Raw genomic sequence first — 25,341 nt, 5'->3', positions numbered from 1 at the left:
GCCCAGCAATGTACCACCAACGGCGGTAACTGGTCTAACCCAGCCTCCTGGACTTGTACTGGCGCAACACCACCTCCTTCGGGTGCTTTCACCGGGAGTATTAACGTAGCGGGTACATTAATTCTGGATGTCAACGTAACGATCTCGGGTTCTACGACGGTTAACATCGGCAATAGTGGTACACTCCAGATTGACCCAAACCGTACGTTAACGCTCTCAAATAATACCTCGATCATTAACCTGTTTAATGCAGGTAACGTTGTTGGGGGAGGCAGTGCCAATTCATCCATTACAATTGGAAGTAGTCCAACGGTATGGACCTATAATGCGTTCAACAATACGCCCGTTAGCGGCCCGATAATGTTTACCAATACCGGATATAAGGCACTTCCATCCCTGACATTATCGGTTGGCAATTCAAACCCCAGTGTTTGTGTTGGCGGTACCTCAAATTTGTCAGTTTCTCCTACGGGTGGTAGTGCTCCCTATAGCTACACTTGGAGCGCACCTGCCGGAGGGTCACTGAGTTCGATATCGAGTGCTGCTGTCGTAGCTACAATCACGGCCGCAGGCACTCAAACGTTTACAATCACCGTGGCAGACAACTTTGGTCGGCGGGGGACTAGTACGGTGAATGTAACAGGAGTTAGTACCCCAACAGCGACACTTGCTGCCAGCGGGCCCATCACCTGCGCGCAGCCTTCCGCGACACTCACCGCCACCGGTGGTACCAGCTATACGCTTAGCAATGGACAGACAAATACAACTGGCACCTTTAGTGTTAATACGGGCGGGACATACTCGGTAACAGTTGCTAATGCTACTGGTTGTACGGCAACCGCTTCAACCAATGTAAGTGTAGACAACACACCGCCGACAGCCACTTTGGCGGCCAGTGGGCCCATCACCTGCGCGCAACCTACCGCGACGTTAACGGCAACGGGCGGCACGAGCTACAAGCTCAGCGACGGGCAAACCAACACCAACGGCATCTTTACGGTAGCAACCGGCGGAGCATTTAGCGTAACCGTGACAGCCGCCAACGGGTGTACGGCAACAGCATCGACCAATGTAAGTGTAGACAATACACCGCCGACAGCCACTTTGGCCGCCAGCGGTGTAATCACTTGTGCACAGCCCACCGCAACCCTAACGGCCACCGGTGGCATGAGCTACAAACTGAGCGACGGGCAGACCAACACCAACGGCATCTTTACCGTTAATACAGGGGGAGCTTTCTCGGTGACGGTAACAGCGGCCAATGGTTGTACCGCAACCGCTTCAACGAATGTCACAGTGGACAACACGCCCCCGACAGCCACTCTGGCCGCCAGCGGTGTAATCACCTGCGCGCAACCCACCGCAACCCTGACCGCCACCGGTGGCACGAGCTACAAGCTCAGCGACGGTCAAACCAATACGACCGGCATTTTCACCGTGGGAGCTGCTGGAACATTTAGCGTAACGGTGACAGCCGCTAACGGCTGTACGGCGACGGCTACTACGAACGTCAGCAGCGACAATACAATACCAACAGCAACTCTGGCCGCCAGCGGGCCCATCACCTGCGCGCAACCTACCGCAACCCTAACGGCCACCGGTGGTACGAGCTACAAGCTCAGCGACGGGCAAACCAACAGCAACGGCCTCTTTACGGTTAACGCAGGGGGAGCTTTCTCGGTGACGGTAACAGCGGCCAATGGTTGTACCGCAACCGCTTCAACGAATGTAACTGTAGACAACACGCCCCCGACAGCCACTCTGGCCGCCAGCGGTGTAATCACTTGTGCACAGCCCACCGCAACCCTGACGGCCACCGGCGGCACGAGCTACAAGCTCAGCGACGGACAGACCAACAGCACTGGCATTTTCACAGTAGCCACCGGTGGAACATTTAGCGTAACGGTGACAGCCGCCAACGGGTGTACGGCAACAGCATCGACCAATGTAAGTGTAGACAATACACCGCCGACAGCCACTTTGGCCGCCAGCGGTGTAATCACTTGTGCACAGCCCACCGCAACCCTAACGGCCACCGGTGGCACGAGCTACAAACTGAGCGACGGGCAGACCAACAGCACTGGCATTTTCACAGTAGCCACCGGTGGAACATTTAGCGTAACGGTGACAGCCGCTAACGGGTGTACGGCAACAGCATCGACCAATGTAAGTGTAGACAATACACCGCCGACAGCCACTTTGGCCGCCAGCGGTGTAATTACTTGTGCCCAGCCTACCGCAACCCTAACGGCCACCGGTGGCGCGAGCTACAAGCTCAGCGACGGGCAGACCAATACTACCGGTATCTTCACAGTAGCCACCGGCGGGGCTTTCTCAGTGACGGTAACTGCTACCAATGGCTGCACCGCAACCGCTTCAGCCAATGTAACTGTAGACAACACACCCCCGACAGCCACTTTGGCCGCCAGCGGTGTAATTACTTGTGCCCAGCCTACCGCGACGCTCACCGCCACCGGTGGCACGAGCTACAAGCTCAGCGACGGACAGACCAATACAACAGGTATCTTCACCGTGGGAACCGGGGGTACTTTCTCAGTGACCGTAACAGCCACTAATGGGTGTACCGCAACGGCTACTACGAACGTCAGCAGCGACAATACAATACCAACAGCCACACTAGCTGCTGGCGGTATTATTACCTGCGCGCAGCCAACTGTTACACTAACGGCAACGGGTGGTGCCAGCTATACATTGAGTGATGGCCAGACCAACACAACCGGCACATTTACGGTGAACATTGCCGGACCCTACTCGGTAACGGTATCCAACGCCAACGGCTGTAAAGCAACCGCTTCAGCCAATGTAAGTAGCGATAATACTCCCCCGACAGCCACTCTGGCCGCCAGCGGTGTAATCACTTGTGCACAGCCCACCGCAACCCTGACGGCCACCGGCGGCACGAGCTACAAGCTCAGCGACGGACAGACCAACAGCACTGGCATTTTCACAGTAGCCACCGGTGGAACATTTAGCGTAACGGTGACAGCTGCTAACGGTTGTACGGCTACCGCTTCAACGAATATAACTGTAGACAACACGCCCCCGACGGCCACTCTGGCCGCCAGTGGCACCATCACCTGCGACCAACCCACCGCGACCCTGACGGCTACCGGCGGCACGGGCTACAAACTGAGTGACGGACAAACCAACACCACGGGTGTTTTCACGGTAGGAACTGGGGGCGCTTTCTCCGTGACGGTGACAGCTGCCAATGGTTGTACAGCAACGGCGTCTGTGAATGTAAGCAGCGACAACACGACCCCAACCGCGGGTCTGGTGAGCAGTGGTATGATCACCTGCGCTCAGCAAAGCGTAACGCTAACCGCAACCGGCGGTACTAGTTATACCCTGAGCGATGGGCAAACCAACACCTCAGGCATCTTCGCCGTCAACACGGCCGGTCTTTACTCAGTGACTGTCTCGAACGCCAACGGCTGTAAAGCTACCGCTTCGGCGACCGTTAGCAGCGACAACTCCGTTCCTACGGTATCGATCAATGCGCAACCCGCCACGAGTGTAACGCTCAATCAGGCCGTAACCCTGACAGCCAGCGGTGCGGCTACCTACACCTGGAGTACAGGTGCGACTACGGCGAGCATTAACCCGCCCACCAGCGCTACCGGAAGCACCACCTACTCAGTTACGGGTGTTTCGGCAAATGGCTGTTCGGCTTCGGCTACCGTCACAATCACCGTTACCAGCCCTGTAGCACCGCCTGTTTCAGGCACTTGCGGCAGCCCGGCTAACACAATTGGTCAACCGTTTGCGCTGGTTGCTCCGACCTACAACTGCCAAACAGGCCTGATCCAGTTTAACACGGTGGGTGGTGATGGCTCACCCATTACGTACGCAGCCATTGGTATTACGAGCCCAACCAGCAGCTGTACTGATCTGGTTGACACGCAAGTGGCTGAAGACATCCGTAATGGACGGCCCAACGTGCAGCCATTCACTATTTTCGCGACGCAAAACGGTGTAACGGTTAGCTACACCTGGAATGCACTCGCAGCGTGTGCGGGCGGCTCAACCGGTAACACAGCTCCAGTTGTTATTAATCCAGTAGCTCCACAAGCCGCCGTAGTAGGCAGCGCTTTCAGCCTGAACGTAGGCAGCGTGTTCTCGGATGCAGAGACGCCTACGCAACTGGTACTCTCAGCCAGCAACTTACCCGCCGGCCTTAGCCTCGCAGGAACCATCATCAGTGGTACACCATCGGCATCGGGAGTAAGCACCGTGACGCTGACTGCCACTGACCCTGGTAACCTCGCAACCAGTACCAGCTTCCAGATTACCGTCAGCCCGGCAGCGAGCGGTACCACCACTCCCCCACCATCGGGCAGTGCGCTTACGTTGCTGACGCCAACCTACGACTGTGCTACCGGTGCAATTACCTTCAACACGGCAGGTGGCGACGGCACTACTATCACCTACTCGGCGGTAGGCGTACAACGAGCATCAGCCACGAGCAATACGGGTGTTGTTGAAGCTGGATTACGAGCAGATCCAAAGCCGCTCAACATCACGGCTACACAAAGCGGTGTAACCGTTAGCATCTCGTTTGATTTCGGAGCATTCTGCGCAAATCCGGGCTCGGGCACCACCACACCAGGTTCAGGCACCACCACACCGGGCACCGCTACGTGTGGTAGTTCGGCCAGCACCATCGGCCAAACGTTGCAGATAACCGGGGTAACGGATGTTAATTGCCAGACGGGTACCTTCCGAATTCTGACCAGCGGTGGCAATGGCTCAGCCATTAACTACCAGAATATCATTGGCCTGAGCAATAATGACCCCAACAACTGCGTGCGAGTAGTCGATAATCCCGAGCAGTTACGGGCTATCAACACCGCCACTTCGGATATTTCACCGTTCCAGTTGCGCGTGACCCAGGGAACTACGACCAGTAACACGTTTACGTTTAATTTCAAAGGGTTCTGTACGGGTGCGGCTCGTATCGCCAACGAAGGAGCGGCTGACCTGAACGTAACGGTTCTGGGTAACCCCACCGCACAGGACTTTGTAGAGATTGAAGTTCGCGGGGCCGGCAACCAGCCCGTTCAGTTTGCGGTACTCAGCACCGGAGGTCGCCTGGTACATCAGGTGAGCGCCCAGTCGAGCCAAAGTGTAATCCGGCAGCGGGTCGAGCTCGGCTCAACCGCCGGTATCTACCTGCTCCAACTGAGCACGCCCACGCAGAGCAAAACCGTGAAAATTGTGAAGCAATAACACGATTGCAGTTTATAGATAGAAGCGGCCACTCCGATGGGGTGGCCGCTTTTTTACACTATCGCGTGTGCAACGGACCGAAACTCGGACCGGGGCGCATCGCAGGTGGGGCAGGCATACTCGGCCGGCAGGTTCGCAAACGAAACACCGGGGGCAATTCCGTTGAGACAGTCGCCATACTGTTCGTCGTACACCGTCAGGCAGTGCGGACACTCGTACAGGGGCACCACAACTACCGGCGTTGTATCAGTCTTATCGGGTTCGGGACGGATGGTATCGGGCGTTTGCGCCAGCCGACGCGCATTGAACGTCCGGCAAAGCCGGTTCAGCTGGTTGGGGAGATGCAGTCTGAGTAACCCCTTCTCGAAGAGATGATAAACCCGGCTGTTCGGATTGAAATTTTCCGTGTAAAACAGGTCATACACGCTGAACAGGGCCAGTTGCCCAATCCGCAAAATCGGTCGTTTCCGAATCAGTACCGAACCAAATACTTCTGTTTTGGGGCGGGTTTGAATACCAAAACACAGGCCAAACGTACGCGTATCGTCACGGTCGAAATAGCGTAGGATGTAGTTTTTCAACTGGCTCCCCTCGTCGGAATGATCCTCCGTTTGCCACGCTAATCCATTGGCCGCGTGCCGCACGTTGATGTTATGTTTGCCCAGCACAAACGACCAGGCCGCCCGGTCTTTCTCTTCAATTCCTTTGATGATAAGCGACTTCCAGGGCGTTGAACATAGCTCGCCAATGCGGGTCTGCAGGCAAAGCGCACAGAGATCCAGCAAAAACGCCACCGAAAACTGCTCGTCGGGCCGGTATAAACCCAACCACGACCGCTGTCCGTACCGGTTGAATCCTTCGTAATACGGTAACGAAAACTGGGGTAAATCGACCTCCTGCCCCACCGGCTGCGTTATGAACGACTGCCCTTCGGTTACCGCCCGAACCAGCGCCTGCTCGTCGTGGTGGCCGCTGTCGAGCATAGCTTTCTCAACGGCGTGGGCCATCCGACCAATGTGGTTGCTGTAGATCAGCTCAGGCCAGCAGAACAGCGAATTAGTCCGTTTCGGCCGAACATACAGGTACCAGAAATGAGGCTCCGGCGAGGCTATAAAATTCAGATTTCCTGTAAAAAAGGGGGTAAAACTCTGCCGGGAATCGGAGAGGTTTATTTTGAGCCGCGGGCGGTATTCAAACTGGTCCAGAATGGTATGATACTCACTCTCACGCAACCAGGCACCTGTATGAAACACGTCTTCACCACAGTAGGAACTGATGATGTTGGGGTACTCTTCGGGGTTGGTTTCGTACACGATGCCGTGCTGATGCAGGTCTTTTTCCAGAAACCGCATCACCTCATAATGTACGGTCATGAGCAACTGCTGCCGGGCACCAAACTGAACCTTCCGAACGTTGGCCGCGTAGGCCAGGCGAAGAATAGTCTGCAACGTTCCCGGCGACACGATACCGGCGGGCAAGTTGATTTTGAGGGTATAATAATCGCGCATGGTGTCTGATACGTTTAGATGACCTCATCGAAGCGGGTTACCGACTCGGCTACGGCCTCGCTTCCGCGCACAGCCTCCAGAATACTCCGAACTTCGGGGCGGCAAGACCCGCAGCCCGTACCGGCACCGGTTTGCTGACAAAGCTGCCCGAAATCGGTACAGCCCGCCCGGATAGCCTGTTCCAGATTACCCTGCCCCACCGTGTTGCACGAGCACACCAGCTTACCCTGCACGGGGTCTACTTTTTTGCTGGCCCGCAATAGCTGCAACCGCTTCTCCGACAGTTCGACCCCGTTGGCAATCAGGTCCCGGAACTCGGCAAACTCATTTTTGTCGCCCACCAGAATGGCCCCCACCAGTTTGTCATGATGCACAATGCACTTCTTGTAATAACGCCGGGCCTTGTCGATAAAGATGATTTCCTCGTACTCAGCCGCTGACGCGCCTACCGGAATCTCCGCCAGCCCCATACTGCACAGGTGCAGACCTTCCATTTTGAGAATATTCATCGACAAACTCCCCCGGTACGGCTGCGACACATCGCCCGCCACGAACCGGGCCGCGGTTTCAGCCTGTTGCTCAGCCGCCAGCGTGACACCCCACATCTGCCCATTCCATTGGGCTACTTCGCCTGCCGCAAAAATGTCGGGGTCCGAGGTTTGCAGGTAGTCGTTCACCACCACACCCCGGTTGCAGTGCAGACCGGCTTCGCGGGCCAGCTCAATATTGGGCTCTGTACCAATGGCCATCACCACAACCTGACAAGGCAGTTTCACTCCCGATTTGAGCTGAACACCCTCCAACCGGTCCATACCTGCGAAAGTGAGTACCTCTTCGTTGAAATACACCTCAATACCCCGATCAAGCAGTTCCAGATACAGCAGTTCGCTCGCCAGCGAATCGAGTTGGCGCTCCATAAACCGGCCACCCCGCTGCACAACCGTCACGCGCACAGTCAGTTGCCGGAGCGAAGCAGCCAATTCGAGCCCCAGCAGCCCCCCACCCACAATGACCGCGTGGGGTTCGGCCGCGCCGGGCGAGAGCTTTAAAAAGGGCAGTAACGCGTCGGCATCGAGCCGTGAGCGCATGTTAAAAATGCCCGGCAGCCGAGGCACCCCACGAGGCATAAACGCCCGGCTACCCGTGCCCAGCAGAAGCTTGTCGTAAGGGTGTTCCTGCCCATTCGTATCGGTCAGTACTTTGGCGGTACGGTCGATATGCGCAATACCGACGCCCTTATGGACCACAATACCGGCTTCGGCAAACTGGTCTTCGCGTAGTTTCACCAACTGCGCCCACGATTGCGCCCCGCTGATGTAGTCAGGCAATAGCACGCGGTTGTAAAACGGGTAAATCTCCTTCGAGAAAACATGAATTTCGTCGTTGATTGGGCCTGACTGTAAAGCCCGGTACGCATTGATAAAGCCCAGCCCCGCCGACCCAGCCCCGATAATGACAATTTTTTCGGATGGCTTTTGGTAAGGCTGCACCTCCACGGCCGTGAACTTAAAATCAGGCTCCTTAGACCGCGGGTCAATCAGCGCGTTGGTCAAATTATTGGCTCGGTTATGGTTCAGATTCCCCGGCTGTTTGCCCCAGTGCATCGGCAAAAAGCAAAGCCCCGGCCGAACTTCGTCGGTCAGTTGAGCCTTTACACGCACTTCGCCCCGGCGGCCACGCACCTCCACCAACTGCCCCTCCCGAATACCCCGCACCCGCGCATCATCCGGGTGAATTTGCAGCAGAGGTTGCGGGCTATGCTGGTTTAGCCTGGCTACCCGGCCCGTTTTGGTCATGGTATGCCACTGATCGCGGATGCGGCCGGTGGTGAGCACGAGCGGGAAGTCGGCGTCTGTCGGTTCCGAACTATTGCCATCGGGTACGGCATGAATTTGCGCCCGGCCATTCGGTGTGAAGAAAACATGATCGGCAAATAACCGCTTCGTCCCCAAAGACCCCACACCCTCACCTCCATTCTTCCCTTCCTGCTTTCCTCCATCCTCCTTTCCTCCTTTCCTTCGTTCCTCCTTTGCAAACGGCCACTGCACACTCCGGTGCGTCTGGAGAAATGGGTAGTCAACGCCAGTTACATCAATGCGGGTACGCGCCGTACTTTGTGTGTACTCAGCATACACCTCTTGTGCGTTTCGGTAGTCGAACGCTTCACCAAAGCCCATTTTTTGCGCAAACCGCCAGATGATTTCCGCATCAGGCAGGGCTTCGCCGGGCGCGTCGATTACCCTGGGCAGGTAACTGATCCGGCGTTCGGCATTAGTCATGGTCCCCTCTTTTTCGAGCCAGGCCGCAGCAGGTAGTACCACATCGGCAAAAGCCACCGTATCAGCCCGGTCCGACACATCCTGCACCACTACAAACCGGGCATTTTTGAGCGCTTTTTCGGCCCGGTTCAAATCGGGCATACTGACCAGCGGATTGGTATTGATAATCCAGATAGCCTTGAGCGAACCACCATCGGCCAGGGCGTCGAACATCTCGGTAGCCGTCAGGCCGGGGGTACCGGCAATCCGAACGGGGCTGTTCCAGAACGCTTCGATTTCGGCCCGGTGCGCGGCATTGACCACCTCGCGGTGACCGGGCAACAGGTTGGCCAGCCCACCTACCTCGCGGCCACCCATGGCATTGGGTTGGCCCGTGAGCGAAAACGGCCCATTGCCGGGTTTGCCGATACGACCCGTAATCAGGTGCAGGTTAATGAGCGACAGGTTTTTGTTGACCCCCACCACCGACTGATTGAGGCCCATAGTCCAGAGCGACAGAAACCCGTTCGAACGGCCGATCCAGTCGGCCGCTTTCCGAATATCGTCGGCCTCCACCCCGCACAGCTCAGCCGATTCGGCGAGGGTGCGCTGCATCACCAACGCCCGGTAAGCCTCGAAGCCATCGGTATGCTCGCGGATAAAGTCAGGGTCGATCTGCCCGTTTTCGATCAGCAGTCGGCCTATGGCATGGTTGAGTACAATGTCGGTGCCGGGTCGGAGGGGCAGGTGTAAGTCAGCCGACCGCGCCGTATCGGTGCGCCGGGGATCAACGCAGATAATTCGGACTTCCGGGTTGGCCAGTTTGTGCGCTTCGATCCGACGCCATAAAATCGGGTGACACCAGGCCGGGTTGGCCCCTTCGACCAGAAACAGGTCGGCCGCTTCGATATCGTCGTAACAAACCGGCACCGAGTCTTCGCCCAGCGACATCTTGTAGCCCACGACGGCCGAACTCATGCACAACCGCGAATTGGTGTCGATGTTATTGGACCCGATAAACCCCTTAATCAGCTTGTTGACCAGATAATACTCCTCCGTCAGGCACTGCCCCGACACATAAAAGGCAACCGAATCGGGGCCGTATTTCTGGATGAGCGTCCGAAACACAGCCGCCGTCCGTTCGAGAGCGGCATCCCAGCTTACCCGTTGGAGCGGCATCGACCGGTTGAGCCGCATCTGCGGATACAACAGCCGATCCGACCGATCCATGACGGTATAATGCAGGTTCATCCCTTTCGAGCAGAGCATTCCCCGATTGACCGGATGCTGTTTGTCGCCGGTCACCGTCAGTCGACCGTTGGCGTCCCGGTTGACCACAATGCCGCAACCTACGCCACAGTAGCAGCAGGTGGTTCGGTGTTGGGAGGGCTGAGTGTTCATGGCACAGTTGGTTTACAGGTGGCAGAAAAGGCCCAGAATCAGGCAACGGCAAGGCCCGGCTCGGGAGCCGTCACCTCCACTTTACAGAAGCGCGTGAGGGCCACAACACCCCCCACTACGGCTACGGCAAGGCCGATGTACACGAAGGCTTCGGAATAGCTAATGGCCGACGATTTGAACAGAAAACCCGCCAGTACGGCCCCTACGTTGCCCCCGGCTCCGACGATTCCGCTCACCGACCCAAGCGCTTTACGGTTGATAAAGGGCACCATTGCGTAGGTAGTCCCATTAGCCATTTTGAGAAATAGCGCAAACACGACCATCGCTATAATAGCCCCTGTCAGGTTGCCCGTCAGACCGAAATACACGATCCCGGCGCCCTCCAGCAACAGCAATACAGCCAGCAACAACCCCTTGCCGCGCATCCCAAACCGACGACCGACCCGGTCGGCCACAATGCCGCCCAACGCCCGGGCAAAGAGGTTCATAAACCCAAACGAACCCGCCAGTAGCCCCGCTGTGGTCAGGCTGGCTCCAAACTTTTCGGCAAAAAACAAGGCGGCCACGTTATCAAACGTGACTTCAATGCCGAAGCAGGCCCCGTAGGCCAGAAACAGAATCCAGGTGCGGTAATCTTTAGCGGCATCGGCCAGACTCCCCTCTTTGACAGCTTTCTGCCGACCGGGCAGTTCGTCGAAATTACCGGCGGGGGTGTCTTTCGTGTAGTTCCAGTACAGCACCGCCATCAGCAGCAGCCCGATACCCGGCACGATCATAGCCAGCCGCCAGGCCGAGGTTGGCAGGTAGCCCAGCCCCACAAATCCGGCAAAAATCAGGGGCATCACCATGTTGGTGATCCCACCGCCGAGGTTGCCCCAGCCACCAGCTACCGCATTGGCCGTTCCCACGATGTTCTTATCGAACATGACCGAGGTGTGGTACTGCGTGATGACAAACGAGGCCCCAATGATGCCGATGGCCAGCCGAAACAGCAGAAACGATTCGTAACTGTGGGCCAGGCCCACCGCCATGACCGGCACCGAGCACAGCACCAGCAGGGCCGTGTAGGTTTTGCGCGGCCCCCAGGTGTCGCAAAGTTTGCCGATGATGACGCGGGCCACCACTGTTACGGCTACGGAGGCAATAATGATGTTGCCAATTTGGCCTTTCGTCAGGTCGAGGTCGTCTTTCACCACTTTCATGAGCGGGGCCAGCCCGAACCACCCGAAAAAGCAGACAAAAAAAGATAACCACGTGATATGAAATGTGCGCATCTGAACGCCTTTGATACGGAAAATCGGTAACGATTCGAGTGGTTTATTCGAAGTCAGATTCATGGTTGTATGCGATTTAAGCGTTGTCAATCAGTTGATTTAATCAGACAGGGCGTTAGCGGGCAGCCAGAAACGAAGGCCGGATATTGAGCATCAGGTACGCCCATTTGCCCAGCTTGTCTTTCTGATTCATGGTACCCTGCTTGGTGTATTCGAGCGTGTTGGTCCCCTGCATGAGGCAGTAGCCCAGCTCAAGCGTGGTGAACTTGTTGAAGGCGTAGGTGGCCGTGAGGTCATACTCCACGCCCAGTTTGGCATCCAGGCGGGCACCCGTGGGGGCATCGGGCATCCGATTGTACGTGGGGGCCGCCAGCGCGAAATAATGCAGGTCGAGACCGGCCCCAAGCCGGGTGCCCGTGTACTTACATTTCAGGAACGCATCTTTCAAACCACCCACGGGCGACCCCGTTCCGACGTAGAAATAATCCATGTACCCCCAATGCCGGTGCGGGGTTCCATACAACGGATCAAAGCGGCCGGTTTCTCCAACTTTCAGTTTGGTCGCATCGTTGCCCGACAGTATCTCGTACCCTGAGCCAACGCTCAGCGGGCCTTTCTGAATCGTGAGATTCGCGCCATAGTGGTAAGCCTGTCGCAACCGCAGGCCATCGCGGTCGCGCCCGCGTTGCCCATACGCAAACACCTGTCCCTGCACGGAGGCAAATGGCCCCGCCGTGTTTGCCGTAAGCATAGCCCCGTAGGTAATGCGGGCGTGGGTGCCCGGCACGTCGTACCGTCGGCCATATACGTAACCCTGAGCCGGGCTGCCGAGTGAGTCGAGCCGGTATTTCTGGAAGTCGTCTTTGAACACCAGCGCCGACAACCGGGCCCGCCGGAACTGCCGGGCCAGATACGCCATCTGAAACGCTTTAAACTGCTGATTCTGCCCGTTGGTGCTTACGGGCGTAGCCAATAAAGGCGCACCTCCCCGGCCGCTCGTGGGCAGAAAACCGGCGGGTATGGCGAGGGTAACGTTTCGGGTCGATAAGGCCGACGATGGGGCATTGCCGGGTGTGTAGTCGGTGCCTGTCACACCGAAGGCATCGGTATTCTGGTTAAAACCGGCTCCGAGGTCGAGGCTCCAGCCCCGGTGTTGCGTTTTCAGCAAGGCAGCATCGAACCGGCGCCCCTGCTGCAACCAGTCGAGGTTACCCAGCAACCGAACGTCATCATACACCAGCTCTTGCCGCCCAAGTCTAAGCGACATATTCTGCACGGCGCGGAACCGGATGGACGAATCGGCCCGATTGGCCAGCGTCAGCTCGGCCCAGGCTTCGTGCACCATGAGCCGGTTGCCATCGGCCAGGCTGATCGTGGCCGCGTCCTGCCCCCAGACGCGCACATCCTGCACGGATGTCTGAACCGTAACCCGTTCTCCTTTATAATTGAACGCCAGGCGGGTTCGTTGCGATGTAAACAGGGCCGGGCGGCTATGCAGCGGAGCCAGATTACCCAGCCCGTCGCGGTATTCGGTGCGGGTACGTACCTGCCCCACGAGCGATACCTGTGCCCAAAGGCCTGTTTGAGCCCCTCCAACGACCACGAGGGTCAGGGCCAGTTTGTGTAAAGACCAATTCATAAATGTACAGTAAGCGTGATGGACAATGCGGGCGAAAACGCCATGCGGTAGCCGGGTGTACCAGCGTAGGTACACAGTATCAATCGGCCAGAAGCAGAGGCAAAGCACGCGGGGCAGAAGCGGCCCGGCGGCAGATAGGCGGACACCCCGGTTGGGTGCGCGAAACTTGCGTTACTTGTACTTTTTCATTTTCTTTGAAGCGTTTGTGTTTTTCGCATAGACAAACCCTGTTAAGCCGATCCACAAGGTGCCCCCACACCGGATCGGCTTTTTTTATGGTTTAGTGTTTGGGCTTAGGTTGGCACCTGACGTACGCTCAGCCCCAACCTTGGCCCAAACCTCTAAACAGCAGCTCCTACCCCCCGCAGGCACTCGGCCAGATACGACGGGTGCAGGGCTACCACCTCCCCAATAACCAGCACAGCGGGTGCCCCCACACCCTGCTCTGCCACTCGTTGGGGCATATTCCAGACCTGACCAATAACCTGCTGCTCGTCGGGGCGTGTGCCGTTCTGAATTACCGCCATGGGCAGATGCCCGCGCCCGGCCTCAACGTACAGCGCACAGATTTGGTCGATTTTTCGTAGGCCCATCAGCACCACCACCGTTGCCTTCGACTGAACCGCCAGCCGCAGATCGTCGGAGAGGTCACCGGTATGGGTGGTGCCCGTGATGACCCAGAAACTCTGACTCACCCCCCGGCTCGTAACGGGTATTCCCTGCGAGGCCGGTACGGCAATACAACTCGATACGCCCGGTACCACCTCACAGTCGATACCGTGCTGTAGGGCGTACTCGTACTCTTCGTACCCGCGCCCAAACACGTACGGGTCGCCCCCTTTGAGCCGAACCACGTGCCCGAGCTCCTGTGCCAGCCGCACCACGAGGGTGTTGATTTCTTCCTGCCGGAACGATGGTTTGCCGGCTCGCTTGCCGACGTACAGTGTCAAAATGCCCCCCGGCGCAAAATCGAGTAAGGAAGCGTTGGCCAGATCGTCGTACAAGACAACGTCAGCCTTTCTAAGCGCTCTGATCCCTTTTAGTGTGATCAATTCGCCGTTGCCGGGACCCGCCCCCACGAGTGTAAGCTTTGGCTGCATATGCGTACTCCCGAAAGAGCATCTATAGTAAAAATGTACTATTAACTACACTTGCAAATAAATGCAAAACATGGTTCAAAAGTAGATAGCTAATTTGTAAAAACAAGCCTTTCCCAAAAAAATATGTTTAATACAAAGCCATTTGCCGAATTAAAGATTAGGATTTAGAAAAAACACCTTATAAATTTGACACGGTTGGATTTGGGGAAAGCCAACCTATTTCTTGAATAAGTTCAATAATTAAACAGGGTTTTCATAACAACGTAGTTATTATCAACTATGAGCGTTCACACAAACACGCGCATTGTCGTTATTGGCAACGGCATGGTTGGCTACAAATTCTGCGAAAAATTTGTAGCCAAAGAAAAAAAAGGGCAGTGCTTTTCGCTGACGGTTTTCGGCGAAGAAGCACGGCCCGCCTACGACCGGGTTCATCTAAGCTCGTATCTGGACAGCAAGACGGCTGACGATTTGACCCTGGCCCCCACCGACTGGTACACCCAGCAGGGGATTCAGCTCTACCTCGGCGACCCGGTGGTTGAGATCGACCGCGCCCGCCGGGAAGTACGCTCGCACCAGGGCCGTATAGTGGCTTATGACTATCTGGTGCTGGCTACCGGCTCCGGCGCATTTGTCCCCCCCGTAGCGGGTGTGGAGAAAGACGGTGTATTTGTGTACCGCACGCTCGAAGACCTCGACCTGATTCAGTCGTACGCAACGGCCGTTCGTCAGGAAAGATCGGGCACCTTTCGGGGGGCCGTGTTGGGCGGTGGCCTTCTGGGCCTCGAAGCGGCCAAAGCCCTGCTCGATCTGGGCGTCGACGAAGCCCACGTTGTCGAGTTTGCACCTCGCCTGATGCCCCGACAAATCGACGAAGCCGGGTCGCAGGTGCTTCAGCGGCAACTCGAATCGCTGGGGCTCTCTGTCCATCTGAACAAAAGCACGCAGGCCATCACGGGCGATGCGGTGATTACAGGCCTTCAGTTTGCCGATGGGTCCCATCTGAACGTGAATCTGCTTGTGATTTCGGCGGGTATCCGGCCCCGCGACGAACTGGCCCGCGCGGCCGGGCTCGACACCCACCCGCGCGGGGGCATCCTGGTCAATGAGCAGCTACAGACCTCCGACCCGGCCATTTTTGCGATTGGCGAATGTGCCGTGGTGCATCAGATGGTGTACGGGCTGATGGCTCCGGGATACGAAATGGCCGAGGTGGTAGCCACCCAACTGCTGGGCGAAGCCAAACAGTTCAGGCCCTTCGACATGTCGACTAAGTTAAAGCTGATTGGCACCGACGTAGGTAGCTTCGGCGACCCGTTTGCGGGCGAGCCCGAATGCCGGACCATTGTCTATGAGAACAAGGCCAAGGGCATTTACAAGCGCATCAACATCTCGGCCGACGGCAAACAGTTGCTCGGCGGGATTCTGGTCGGCGACGCGAGCCAATACAACATGCTCCTGCAAACCTGCAAGAATCAGACGGTGCTCCCCCCCGACCCCGAAGACCTAATTTTGGGATCGCGCGGGGGCGAAGAAACTGGCCTCGGTGGCGTCATGAGCCTTCCCGACGACGCCCTGATCTGTTCCTGCGAGGCCATTACGAAAGGGCAGCTCTGCCACGAGATTACCGACAACGGCCACACGTCGGTCGACGCCCTTAAAAAAGCGACCAAAGCCTGCACGGGCTGTGGGGGGTGCACAGCCATGGTAAAAGACCTGATTGGGGGCGTTTTGAACCAGCAGGGCGTTTACGTGCGCAACACCCTCTGCGAACATTTCGAGTACACCCGTCAGGAGTTGCTTGATCTCGTGAAGTTGAACCACCACAAAACGTACGCGGCCGTACTCGATGCGTTCGGGCGGGGCGATGGCTGCGAGGTCTGTAAACCGGCCGTCGCGTCGATTTTGGCAAGCCTCTGGAACGAGAATATCCTCCGGCAAGACCGGGCCACCATTCAGGACTCCAACGACCGGTTTCTGGCCAACATTCAGCGGGGAGGTACCTACTCGGTGGTGCCGCGCATACCGGGGGGCGAAATCACGCCCGAAAAACTAATTGTGATTGGGCAGGTAGCGCAGAAATACGGCCTCTACACCAAAATTACCGGTGGGCAGCGCATCGACCTGTTTGGCGCGCATGTTGGCGACCTGCCCAGCATCTGGGAGGAGCTGATTGGAGCCGGTTTTGAGAGTGGCCACGCCTACGGCAAATCGCTGCGGACGGTCAAAAGTTGCGTGGGTACTACCTGGTGCCGGTTCGGTGTGCAGGATTCCGTCTCGTTTGCCATCGAACTCGAAAACCGGTACAAAGGCATACGTGCTCCGCACAAGCTAAAGTCGGCCGTGTCGGGTTGCACCCGCGAGTGCGCCGAAGCCCAGAGTAAAGACTTCGGTATTATCGCTACCGAAAAAGGCTGGAACGTGTACGTATGCGGCAACGGGGGCATAAAGCCCCAACACGCCCAACTGTTGGCCTCCGATGTCGACAAAACGACCTGTATTCGGCTCCTCGACCGGTTTCTCATGTTTTACATCAAAACCGCCGACCCCCTCACCCGCACTGCTACCTGGCTCAATAAACTGGAGGGTGGCCTGAATTACCTCAAAGCCGTCGTAATCGACGATGTGCTGGGCATAGCCGAGCAGCTCGAAAACGAGATGCAGCTTCTGGTTGATACGTACGCCTGCGAATGGAAAGAGGTTGTCGAAACCCCTGAGTTACGGCAACGATTTGCGCACTTCGTGAATGCACCGGCCGTGAAAGACCCTACGGTGCAGTTTGCCCCCATGCGCGATCAGATTCGTGCCCGCGAGTGGGCCTAAAAGCACGGGATTATCCCCACGACACCCCTTACGTAGTCGTTAAATACCCTCTCAAAACCAACCGATTATGGAATCAGTTACCCTTGACACCCAACCTCTTACCTGGCACATGGCCTGCCGGATCGACGATATTCCCCAAAACGGCGGAGCCTGCGCCCTGATCGACGGTCGGCAGATTGCTATTTTCAACTTCACCCGTCGGGGGCAGTGGTTTGCCACCGATAACGAGTGCCCTCACCGCCGACAGATGGCCCTTGGCCGCGGGATGATTGGTAGCCATGCCGAAGAGCCCAAAGTGGCCTGCCCGTTTCACAAACGTACGTTTTCGCTCAAAACCGGTCAATGCCTTAACGATGAGGGCTGTCCGCCCATTCAAACCTATCCGGTGCGGGTTAGTGCGGGCATCGTGTACGTGGGTGTTTAGCAAATAAGGTTACTTTGTGCATTGTTTGACGGGGCTAAACCAAAGCCCACTGCGTTTTGCGTATGACTCAACTCCATCAACAGGTAGCCCGCCGACTGACGCGGTTTTATATTCTGGCTCTGACCGTTATTGCCCTACTATCAGTGGCAGGGCTCCTGTTTATTCATTGTACTATCCGGGCGCACAACGACGACAGTCGGGTGGTCAACATTGCCGGTCGGCAGCGGATGCTCAGTCAGCGGCTCACCAAACTCGCCCTGTTGCGCACGCTCGATCAGCGCTCGGCCGACAGTGTTGCGTTCGATTCGTTGCTGAACACCTGGGCCCAGACGCACCGGCAACTCCGGGATGGAGTACTACAGATGGAGAAACGGTACACGGTACGGCCAAGCGCCACCCTCGACAGCATGATGGCGCAGATCGAGCCGTCGTTTCAGATTATGTACCGCAGTTTCCGGCAGTTCAGTGCCCCCGGCGCTACCGCCCAACAACGGCAGTCCGCCCTCGAAGTTATTCTGCAAAACGAACTGTCGTTTGTGGAGGGCATGAACACGTTTGTGTTTCAGTTCGACCGGGAGAGTTTTGAGCGCGTACAGTCGCTCTCGCGCATTGAGTGGTTTCTGACGGGGGCTACCTTGCTGGTCCTGCTGATCGAGGGGCTCTTTGTGTTCAGGCCGGTGGTGGCGCACACGCGCAACGTGATCCGGCAACTGGATCAGTCGGAACAGGCGTTACAGGAGACCAACCGACAGCTGGAGGGGGCCAATACGGCACTGGCGGCTGCCAATGCGAGCCTGGCCGAAACCAACCGCGAGCTGCTGGCCACCCAAACCGAACTGCTACACGCTACCGAGGAGAAATACCGGTTGCAACTTGCCGAGACAACCGTGCGCTCGGCCGCCTTACTCGAAGGGCAGGAAGAAGAGCGCCGACGGTTTGCCCGCGAGCTGCACGATGGGATCGGGCAGATGCTTACCGGCCTGAAACTCCATGCCGAAAAGCTCAAATCGACGACTACGCTCGACGACAGGCAACGGGCCCGCTTCGCCGAACTCTGCGATCTGATCTACGAAACCATCCAGACAACCCGGCAGGTATCGTACAACCTCATGCCCTCTACCCTGAGCGATTTTGGGCTGGGGGCTACGCTCAACCTGCTGGCCGAACAAACCACGCGCTCGTCGGGTACTGAGGTGGTGTACGAAGGCCCCCGCGAGAGCACCCACCTGAGCCCGGCCCAGGAAATTGGTCTGTACCGGATCGCTCAGGAGGCCCTGCACAATGCCGTCAAGTATGCCCGCGCTCTACAGATTATTATTCACCTGCGGCACGAAGCCAACCGGGTAGAACTGACCGTTCGGGACAATGGCCAAGGGTTCCGGCCCGACCAACGCCCTCCCGACAGCGGCCCCCTACCCGTGCTCAGCGGGCTCGAGAACATGCGCACCCGGGCTCGCCTGTTGCACGGCGAACTAAACCTCCAGACTTCGCCCGGCAGTGGAACTGAAATTACGGTAAGCATACCCACCGAATGAGTTTAACGACCACAACACTACCGCAATTCGCGACAGGGCCGTAAATTGCCCCTTCCACAAATCTCCTTCCTCATGGCTATACGACTTCTCATTGCCGACGATCACGCTGTAGTACGCAAAGGCATCCGAATGCTCCTTGAAGACGAACCCGATATGCAGGTCGTGGGCGAAGCCGCCGATGGCGACGAAGCTGTTGATCTGATTGGGCAATTAGACCCCGATATTCTGCTGCTCGACCTGACCATGCCCCGTATGTCGGGCCTTGAGGTGCTCAAAACGCTTTCGCGGCAGTCGCACCGGGTGTACACCCTTGTGTTTAGTATGCACAGCAACCCGGATTACATTCTGAAAGCGGTGCAACACGGCGCGGCCGGGTATTTGCTCAAAGACACCGGTCAGGCAGAAATCCTGAAAGCCATCCGAACCGTGGTCAACGGCGAGTTGTATTATCCGCCGAGCGCATCAAACGTCATTATCAAGCAGTTGGTACGTCAGCAACCGGTCTCGGCAGAAGCTGACACCCAGGCCGCTAAAACCCCAACCGTTTGGAGCCGCATTACCCCCCGCGAAGCCCAGGTGCTCAACTGCCTCATGGATGGAATGAGCAGCACGGAGATTGCCACGCGTTTCGGCGTCAGTGTAAATACCGTAGCCAATCAGCGGGCGAGTATTATCCGGAAAGCAGGCGTCAAAAACACGGCCGACCTGATTCGGCTCGCCGTCAGCGACAAAAGAAGGTGAGCACTCCCCGGAGCGGTCGGCATCAGAACCACCCGAATCGATAATGTGTTATCAAGAAGGGGTCATTTGCCCCATTAACCCCATTTATCGATCAGCCCTGAATGCTGTACCCCAATACCCTCGAACAAAAACTTGGATTTGATAAAATCCGCGAACTCCTCAAACAAGCGTGCATCAGCCCGCTCGGCCAGGACTACGTGGACAAAATTCGCTTCACCGACAATCACTCGCTCATCGACAAACTGCTTCGCCAAACGGCCGAATTCAAGCAGATTGTTCAGTACGAAACCGAGTTTCCGCAGTCGAACTACATTGATGTTCGGGAGCAACTGACCAAGGCCCGGATTGAAGGGCTGGCCCTGACGGAAGAAGACTTTTTTGATCTGAAACTGGCCCTCAAAACCGCGCAGGCCTGCCTGACCTTTCTGGCCAAGAGCGAGGAGGGTCGGGCAGGTGGCCGGCAGTTTCCGTTTCTGAAAGAACTCGCCGGCCCAGTGGCCCTCGACCCGCACCTCGTCAATTCGCTCGACCGGATTATCGACGACCGGGGCCGCGTGCGCGATTCGGCCTCCCCCGAACTGGCGCGTATTCGGAAGCAGATCATTGCCGAGCAGGCTCACCTCCGCAAGCAACTCGACTCTATTCTGCGGCAAGCCCGCCAAAACGGCTGGATTCCCGACGATATGAGCCTGACCGTGCGCGAAGGGCGGCTGGTTATTCCGGTTGCGGCCGAGCACAAGCGTAAAATCAAGGGTATTGTGCACGACGAATCGAACACGGGCCAAACCGTATTTCTCGAACCCGCCGAGGTGTTCGATGCCAACAATGAGATTCGGGAGCTGGAATACGCCGAACGGCGCGAAATTTTCCGGGTTCTGCTCGACCTGACCAACACGCTCCGGCCGCACCTGGAGGGGCTCAAAAAAGCCGTCAACTTTCTGGCTCAGATCGACTTTATCCGGGCCAAGGCACGGTTGGCCCTTCAGATTGGGGCCGAAATGCCTACGTTGCACAACCGCCCGTTTGTGAACTGGACCGACGTTCGGCACCCGCTACTCTTTTTGTCTCTCCAGAAAACAGAAGGCAAAAAAGTGGTACCGCTCACGGCCCGGCTCGACGAAAACGGACGGATTCTGATTATTTCGGGGCCCAATGCCGGGGGTAAATCCATTGCGCTTAAAACATTCGGGCTGGTGCAATACATGCTACAATGCGGCCTGCTGGTGCCTATGGCCGATTTTTCGGAGATGGGCGTTTTCCAGAATCTGTTTATCGACATTGGCGACGAGCAGTCGCTCGAAAACGACCTCAGCACGTACAGCTCGCACCTGACGGCCATGAAGCAGTTTATGGTGGGGGCCAACAAACGCACCCTTTTCCTCATCGACGAGTTTGGTACCGGTACCGAGCCGGGTTTGGGGGGTGCTATTGCCGAGGCTATTCTGGAAGACCTCAACAAGTCGGGGGCGTACGGGGTCATCAACACCCACTACACCAATCTGAAGGTATTTGCTGACAAAACCGACGGCCTTGTCAACGGCGCGATGCGGTTCGACAGTGAGCATCTGGAGCCGCTTTACCAGCTCGAAATTGGCCGGCCGGGCTCTTCGTTTGCGCTTGAGATTGCCCAGAAAATCGGGCTTCCCAAGGGCGTAATCAACCGGGCGAAAGAGAAACTGGGAACGCAGCAGGTCAACTTCGAGAAACTCATCAAGGAGCTCGACATTGAGAAAAAAGTGTTTGCCGAGAAAAACATTGAAGTTGGCATCAACCAGCGCAAACTGGCCCAGCAACTCGCCGAATATACAGCCCTGAAAACCAAGCTCGACAACGAGCAGAAGCAACTCCTCAACGACGCTAAGCAAAAAGCGAAGGCACTGGTGCAGGAAGCCAACCAACGGATTGAGAACACGATCCGGGAAATTCGGGAGGTGAAGGCCGACAAGGAAATCACCCGCGAAATCAGGCAGGAGCTTCAGCAGTTTGAGCAGAAAGCCCTCAAACCTGAGGTGGTGGCCGCCCCGGCAAAACCCAAAGAAGAGTACGAGTCGGCTACGGGGCCAATCGGCGCGGGCGACTACGTTCGGATTCAGGGGCAAACAGCCGTGGGGCAGGTACTGGCCATTCGGGGCAAAGACGCCGAAATCAGTATCGGCGACCTCAAATCGAACGTAAAGCTGAACCGGCTCGAAAAGGTAAGTCGGCGGGTGTTCAAAGAAGCCGTGGGCGAAACCGAAAAGCCCCGAATGCAGGGCATGGACCTGAACGAGAAAATGATGAACTTCAGCTTCAACCTCGACATTCGCGGCAAGCGGGGCGAAGAGGCCATCACTGAAGTAGATCAATTTTTCGACAATGCCCTCATGCTCGGCTACCCCGAACTCCGCATTGTACACGGCAAAGGCGACGGTATTCTGCGGAACCTCGTCCGGACGCACCTCCGCCGGTACAAGCAGGTTGCCCGTATGGAAGACGAGCACGCCGACCGGGGCGGAGCCGGCGTGACCATTGTGAAGATGAAGTAACAGGCAGTTTTTTTACCTTTGACCGAACCAATTTGAGACATGGAAACGCTATTAATTGAAGTGCATGACCAAAACAGCCTGAACCTGTTACAGGATCTGGAAGCGTTGGGTATTATTCAGGTGTTGCAGCGTACTCCCAAGCCGGTTTCAGGTCAAAAACTCTCCGAACGATTTGCCGGAAGTATTCCTAAAGAGGAAGGAGAAGCCTTAAATCGGTACATTGCCCAAAGCCGCAACGAATGGGAGCGACCTATCTGATCGACAGCAACGTTGTTTCTGACTACCTTACGGCCCGCCTTCCCGAATCGGGTATGACATGGCTCCACCCCGTTATAGACGCGATTCCGATTATACCTGTTATCACACAGATTGAAATACTCGGCTTTCAATCTTCTTATTCAGCCCAATATTTAGCTTTCACGCAAAGCGCAACCATTCTGTCTTTAACGCCAGAGGTTGTACACCAGACCATTGAGCTACGTAAAAGCCGGCGGCTACAGCACTGATGCATGGCCTGAAGCTTGTAACGCATAACCTTTCTGATTTCAGTGGCATCCCCCGTTTGTCGCTTATTGATCCCTATCAGGTTTAGCTGGCTGGGAAAAGATGAAGTAACGGTAGCCTAAACCCTTTCGGGCATCATGTACATCCAGAAGCTGACCCTCCATAACATCCGCTCCATCGGGCATTTCGATATGCACTTTCCCGAGCCCGCGGGCTGGCACGTGCTCATTGGCGACAATGGCGCAGGTAAATCGACCATTGTGCGGTCGGCGGCTTTGGTTATGCTCGATGTAGACGATATCAACGGAGCCCGGCAAAACTGGAACGACTGGCTGAGCCAACAGGCTACAACCGGTAGCATCGAGGCCGTTGTACAGCCCGACGAATCGTTCGACGGTGCAGCCGACCCGGTCGAGAGCCGGATTACGTTTGCCCGTGAAAACGAGGGTTTACAGACCCCCGCCCTACTTTCGCAGGTGGTTTTTCGGGGGCGACCGAGCTACTTCCGCAACGCGCCGTCGGGCGCCCCCGAATACCGCACCTATTCGTCGTTTCTGAGTGCAAACAACCCCGTGCCCGGCTCCTTATCGAGTGGGTACCCGGCCTGGTTTTCGGCCGCATATGGACCGTACCGCCGATTTTCGGGGGGCTCGCCCGAATTTGAGTCGGTGTTTCGGTCGAACCCCCGATTGGGCATGCACCTGTCGGTGTTCAGCGAAGGCGTGGCCCTGACCGAAGCGCTGACGTTTCTGCGCGACACCTACGCCCGCGAGCTGGAAACCCAAGTACACCGATCATCGGGCACGTCTGTAACAGACCCGACAATACCGCAAACCTCGGTGATTGGGGACCTGAAAACGTTTGTCAACGAAGCGGGTCTTCTTCCGCACGGCACCACCATCGACCGGGTCGAGTTGAGCGGTGTTTACTTTCGCGACGCCAACGGCAACCACATTACGGCCCTGCAACTGTCGGACGGTTACCGCTCCATGCTCAGTCTCATTTTTGAGCTAATCCAGCAACTAATTCGGGCGTATGGCCCCGATACCGTGTTTGCCAACGTACGGGCGGGCCTGATGAACATCGATGTACCGGGTGTGGTCTTGATCGACGAGATTGACACCCACCTGCACCCAACCTGGCAAACCCGAATTGGCGACTGGTTTCTGCGGTGTTTCCCACGCATTCAGTTTATCGTGACCACCCACAGCCCCCTCATCTGCCGGGCCTGCGAACGGGGTAGTATCTGGCGATTGGCCGCTCCCGGCAGCCCCGAACCCTCAGGCGAGGTAACCGGACAGGAACGCGACCGGCTCATTTACGGTACTGTGCTTGATGCGTTCGGCACCGAAATTTTTGGGAACGAAGTAAGCCAATCCGAGCGGGGACAAGCCATGGGCGCTCGTGTCGCGCACCTTAACATGAAGTCGTTCAAAGGCACAATTTCGGAGTCGGAGCGGCAGGAACTCTACGCCCTCCGGGCCAAAATGCCAACCGTGGAATGATTCGTCTGACGGCCCCTGCCCTCTCGGGCCAGGCCAGCGCCCAACTGGCTCGTTATCAAGCAGCCGTACTGAATGCAGGGACTTATACAGCGCAGGTAGCCGAAGCTAAAAAGCGATTCAAGCAGTATAACACCCGTACCAACCCGACGTTTACAGAAGTCAAGGCTCACCTGACCCAGATGTGTGTGGGGGCGCGTCGGTGCCATTATTGCGAAGACAGCGTGGCCGACGAGGTGGAGCACATTGCCCCTAAAGACCTTTACCCCGATCGTTGCTTTAGCTGGGACAATTACTGTTACGCCTGTGGCCCCTGCAACGGCCCCAAAAACAACCGGTACGCCGTTTTCCGGGCCGACGCGCAAGGCGCTTTTTTCGAGATTCCGCCCCACCCAAACACTCGGGCCGGGCAGGCGATTCAACTGGTGCCGCCCCCGCCCGGCCCGGAAGTGCTCATCAATCCACGGATTGATAACCCGCTCGACTATCTGTTTCTCGACATTACCAATAGCTTTCAGTTTGTGCCGCTCGCCGAGCCGGTCACGATGGCCTACCAACGTGCGGTGTATACTATCGACCTGCTCCGGCTCAACGTCCGGGCCGATCTGATCAAAGCCCGACGGCTTGCTTACACCAATTTCCGGGCCCGGCTGCGCGAGTACATTCACGACCGCGATGCGGGCTTGCCACAGCCCCACCTCGATACGCTTCGCCAAAACCTGCGCGACGAAAGTCACCAGACGGTCTGGCAGGAGATGGTTCGTCAGCACGCCCACCTTCCCGAACTAACCCGCCTTTTTGGGCAGGCTCCCGAAGCCGTGGCCTGGTAAACCAACTGGCACCCAAAAGAGCCCGCT

14 protein-coding genes are annotated in these 25,341 nt (G+C 56.9%); 9 read left to right on the top strand and 5 right to left on the bottom strand.

Features of this window, described 5'->3' with window-relative positions; all coding sequences use genetic code 11:
* Positions 1–594: 594 nt before the first annotated feature.
* Positions 595–5,250 carry a putative Ig domain-containing protein gene (locus RUDLU_RS0122040; protein ID WP_169578066.1) on the top strand — a complete coding sequence of 1,552 codons (4,656 nt, stop codon included), beginning with the start codon at positions 595–597 and terminating at the stop codon, positions 5,248–5,250.
* A gap of 53 nt (positions 5,251–5,303) precedes the next feature.
* Here RUDLU_RS0122040 and RUDLU_RS0122035 read toward each other — a convergent pair whose 3' ends face one another.
* The 5 genes from RUDLU_RS0122035 to cobA all read right to left on the bottom strand — a co-directional run bounded on the left by RUDLU_RS0122035 (position 5,304) and on the right by cobA (position 14,430).
* The gene (locus tag RUDLU_RS0122035) at positions 5,304–6,758 is read right to left on the bottom strand and encodes a rubredoxin (RefSeq protein ID WP_019990604.1); all 1,455 of its coding nucleotides are present in this window, start codon (positions 6,756–6,758) and stop codon (positions 5,304–5,306) included.
* A gap of 14 nt (positions 6,759–6,772) precedes the next feature.
* Positions 6,773–10,417 carry a nitrate reductase gene (locus RUDLU_RS0122030; protein ID WP_019990603.1) on the bottom strand — a complete coding sequence of 1,215 codons (3,645 nt, stop codon included), beginning with the start codon at positions 10,415–10,417 and terminating at the stop codon, positions 6,773–6,775.
* A 38-nt stretch (positions 10,418–10,455) separates the two neighbouring features.
* Positions 10,456–11,754, bottom strand: a complete 1,299-nt coding sequence (locus RUDLU_RS0122025) for a NarK family nitrate/nitrite MFS transporter (RefSeq protein WP_019990602.1) — start codon at positions 11,752–11,754, stop codon at positions 10,456–10,458.
* Positions 11,755–11,806: 52 nt separating this feature from the next.
* Positions 11,807–13,330 (bottom strand): alginate export family protein, encoded by a 1,524-nt coding sequence (locus RUDLU_RS0122020; protein WP_019990601.1) that lies wholly within the window; start codon positions 13,328–13,330, stop codon positions 11,807–11,809.
* Between the two features lie 341 nt (positions 13,331–13,671).
* The gene (gene cobA, locus RUDLU_RS0122015; RefSeq protein ID WP_027303297.1) at positions 13,672–14,430 is read right to left on the bottom strand and encodes a uroporphyrinogen-III C-methyltransferase; all 759 of its coding nucleotides are present in this window, start codon (positions 14,428–14,430) and stop codon (positions 13,672–13,674) included.
* Between the two features lie 279 nt (positions 14,431–14,709).
* On the opposite strand from cobA, the gene nirB reads away from it, so the two are divergent.
* The 8 genes from nirB to RUDLU_RS0121975 all read left to right on the top strand — a co-directional run bounded on the left by nirB (position 14,710) and on the right by RUDLU_RS0121975 (position 25,314).
* Complete coding sequence (nirB, locus tag RUDLU_RS0122010; protein WP_019990599.1) at positions 14,710–17,253, top strand: nitrite reductase large subunit NirB; 2,544 nt, start codon at positions 14,710–14,712, stop codon at positions 17,251–17,253.
* Between the two features lie 67 nt (positions 17,254–17,320).
* Entirely contained in the window at positions 17,321–17,677 is a 357-nt protein-coding gene (nirD, locus tag RUDLU_RS0122005) for a nitrite reductase small subunit NirD (protein WP_027303296.1), read from the top strand.
* A 62-nt stretch (positions 17,678–17,739) separates the two neighbouring features.
* Complete coding sequence (locus RUDLU_RS0122000; RefSeq protein WP_019990597.1) at positions 17,740–19,212, top strand: ATP-binding protein; 1,473 nt, start codon at positions 17,740–17,742, stop codon at positions 19,210–19,212.
* Between the two features lie 72 nt (positions 19,213–19,284).
* The gene (locus RUDLU_RS0121995; protein ID WP_019990596.1) at positions 19,285–19,953 is read left to right on the top strand and encodes a response regulator transcription factor; all 669 of its coding nucleotides are present in this window, start codon (positions 19,285–19,287) and stop codon (positions 19,951–19,953) included.
* 101 nt (positions 19,954–20,054) lie between these two features.
* Positions 20,055–22,478, top strand: a complete 2,424-nt coding sequence (locus RUDLU_RS0121990) for an endonuclease MutS2 (RefSeq protein WP_019990595.1) — start codon at positions 20,055–20,057, stop codon at positions 22,476–22,478.
* A gap of 39 nt (positions 22,479–22,517) precedes the next feature.
* The gene (locus tag RUDLU_RS27965) at positions 22,518–22,736 is read left to right on the top strand and encodes a hypothetical protein (protein WP_019990594.1); all 219 of its coding nucleotides are present in this window, start codon (positions 22,518–22,520) and stop codon (positions 22,734–22,736) included.
* 383 nt (positions 22,737–23,119) lie between these two features.
* Positions 23,120–24,487: an AAA family ATPase gene (locus RUDLU_RS0121980; protein ID WP_019990593.1), complete on the top strand. Its 1,368-nt coding sequence runs from the start codon at positions 23,120–23,122 to the stop codon at positions 24,485–24,487.
* Entirely contained in the window at positions 24,484–25,314 is an 831-nt protein-coding gene (locus RUDLU_RS0121975) for an HNH endonuclease family protein (RefSeq protein WP_019990592.1), read from the top strand. The genes RUDLU_RS0121980 and RUDLU_RS0121975 overlap by 4 nt, the downstream gene beginning before the upstream one ends.
* The last annotated feature ends 27 nt before the right edge of the window (positions 25,315–25,341 follow it).

The organism is Rudanella lutea DSM 19387 (assembly GCF_000383955.1).
In the GTDB taxonomy this organism is placed as follows: Bacteria; Bacteroidota; Bacteroidia; order Cytophagales; family Spirosomataceae; genus Rudanella; species Rudanella lutea.
The sequence above is the reverse complement of the archived record's forward strand: the minus strand, read 5'-3'. Positions and strand labels throughout refer to the sequence as shown.

Bases quoted from the DNA above. Each gene is read 5' to 3' on its own strand.
- RUDLU_RS0122035 (WP_019990604.1), bottom strand. From the start codon at position 6,758: ATGCGCGATTATTATACCCTCAAAATCAACTTGCCCGCCGGTATCGTG.
- RUDLU_RS0122030 (WP_019990603.1), bottom strand. From the start codon at position 10,417: ATGAACACTCAGCCCTCCCAACACCGAACCACCTGCTGCTACTGTGGC.
- RUDLU_RS0122025 (WP_019990602.1), bottom strand. From the start codon at position 11,754: ATGAATCTGACTTCGAATAAACCACTCGAATCGTTACCGATTTTCCGT.
- RUDLU_RS0122020 (WP_019990601.1), bottom strand. From the start codon at position 13,330: ATGAATTGGTCTTTACACAAACTGGCCCTGACCCTCGTGGTCGTTGGA.
- cobA (WP_027303297.1), bottom strand. From the start codon at position 14,430: ATGCAGCCAAAGCTTACACTCGTGGGGGCGGGTCCCGGCAACGGCGAA.
- nirB (WP_019990599.1), top strand. From the start codon at position 14,710: ATGAGCGTTCACACAAACACGCGCATTGTCGTTATTGGCAACGGCATG.
- nirD (WP_027303296.1), top strand. From the start codon at position 17,321: ATGGAATCAGTTACCCTTGACACCCAACCTCTTACCTGGCACATGGCC.
- RUDLU_RS0122000 (WP_019990597.1), top strand. From the start codon at position 17,740: ATGACTCAACTCCATCAACAGGTAGCCCGCCGACTGACGCGGTTTTAT.
- RUDLU_RS0121995 (WP_019990596.1), top strand. From the start codon at position 19,285: ATGGCTATACGACTTCTCATTGCCGACGATCACGCTGTAGTACGCAAA.
- RUDLU_RS0121990 (WP_019990595.1), top strand. From the start codon at position 20,055: ATGCTGTACCCCAATACCCTCGAACAAAAACTTGGATTTGATAAAATC.
- RUDLU_RS27965 (WP_019990594.1), top strand. From the start codon at position 22,518: ATGGAAACGCTATTAATTGAAGTGCATGACCAAAACAGCCTGAACCTG.
- RUDLU_RS0121980 (WP_019990593.1), top strand. From the start codon at position 23,120: ATGTACATCCAGAAGCTGACCCTCCATAACATCCGCTCCATCGGGCAT.
- RUDLU_RS0121975 (WP_019990592.1), top strand. From the start codon at position 24,484: ATGATTCGTCTGACGGCCCCTGCCCTCTCGGGCCAGGCCAGCGCCCAA.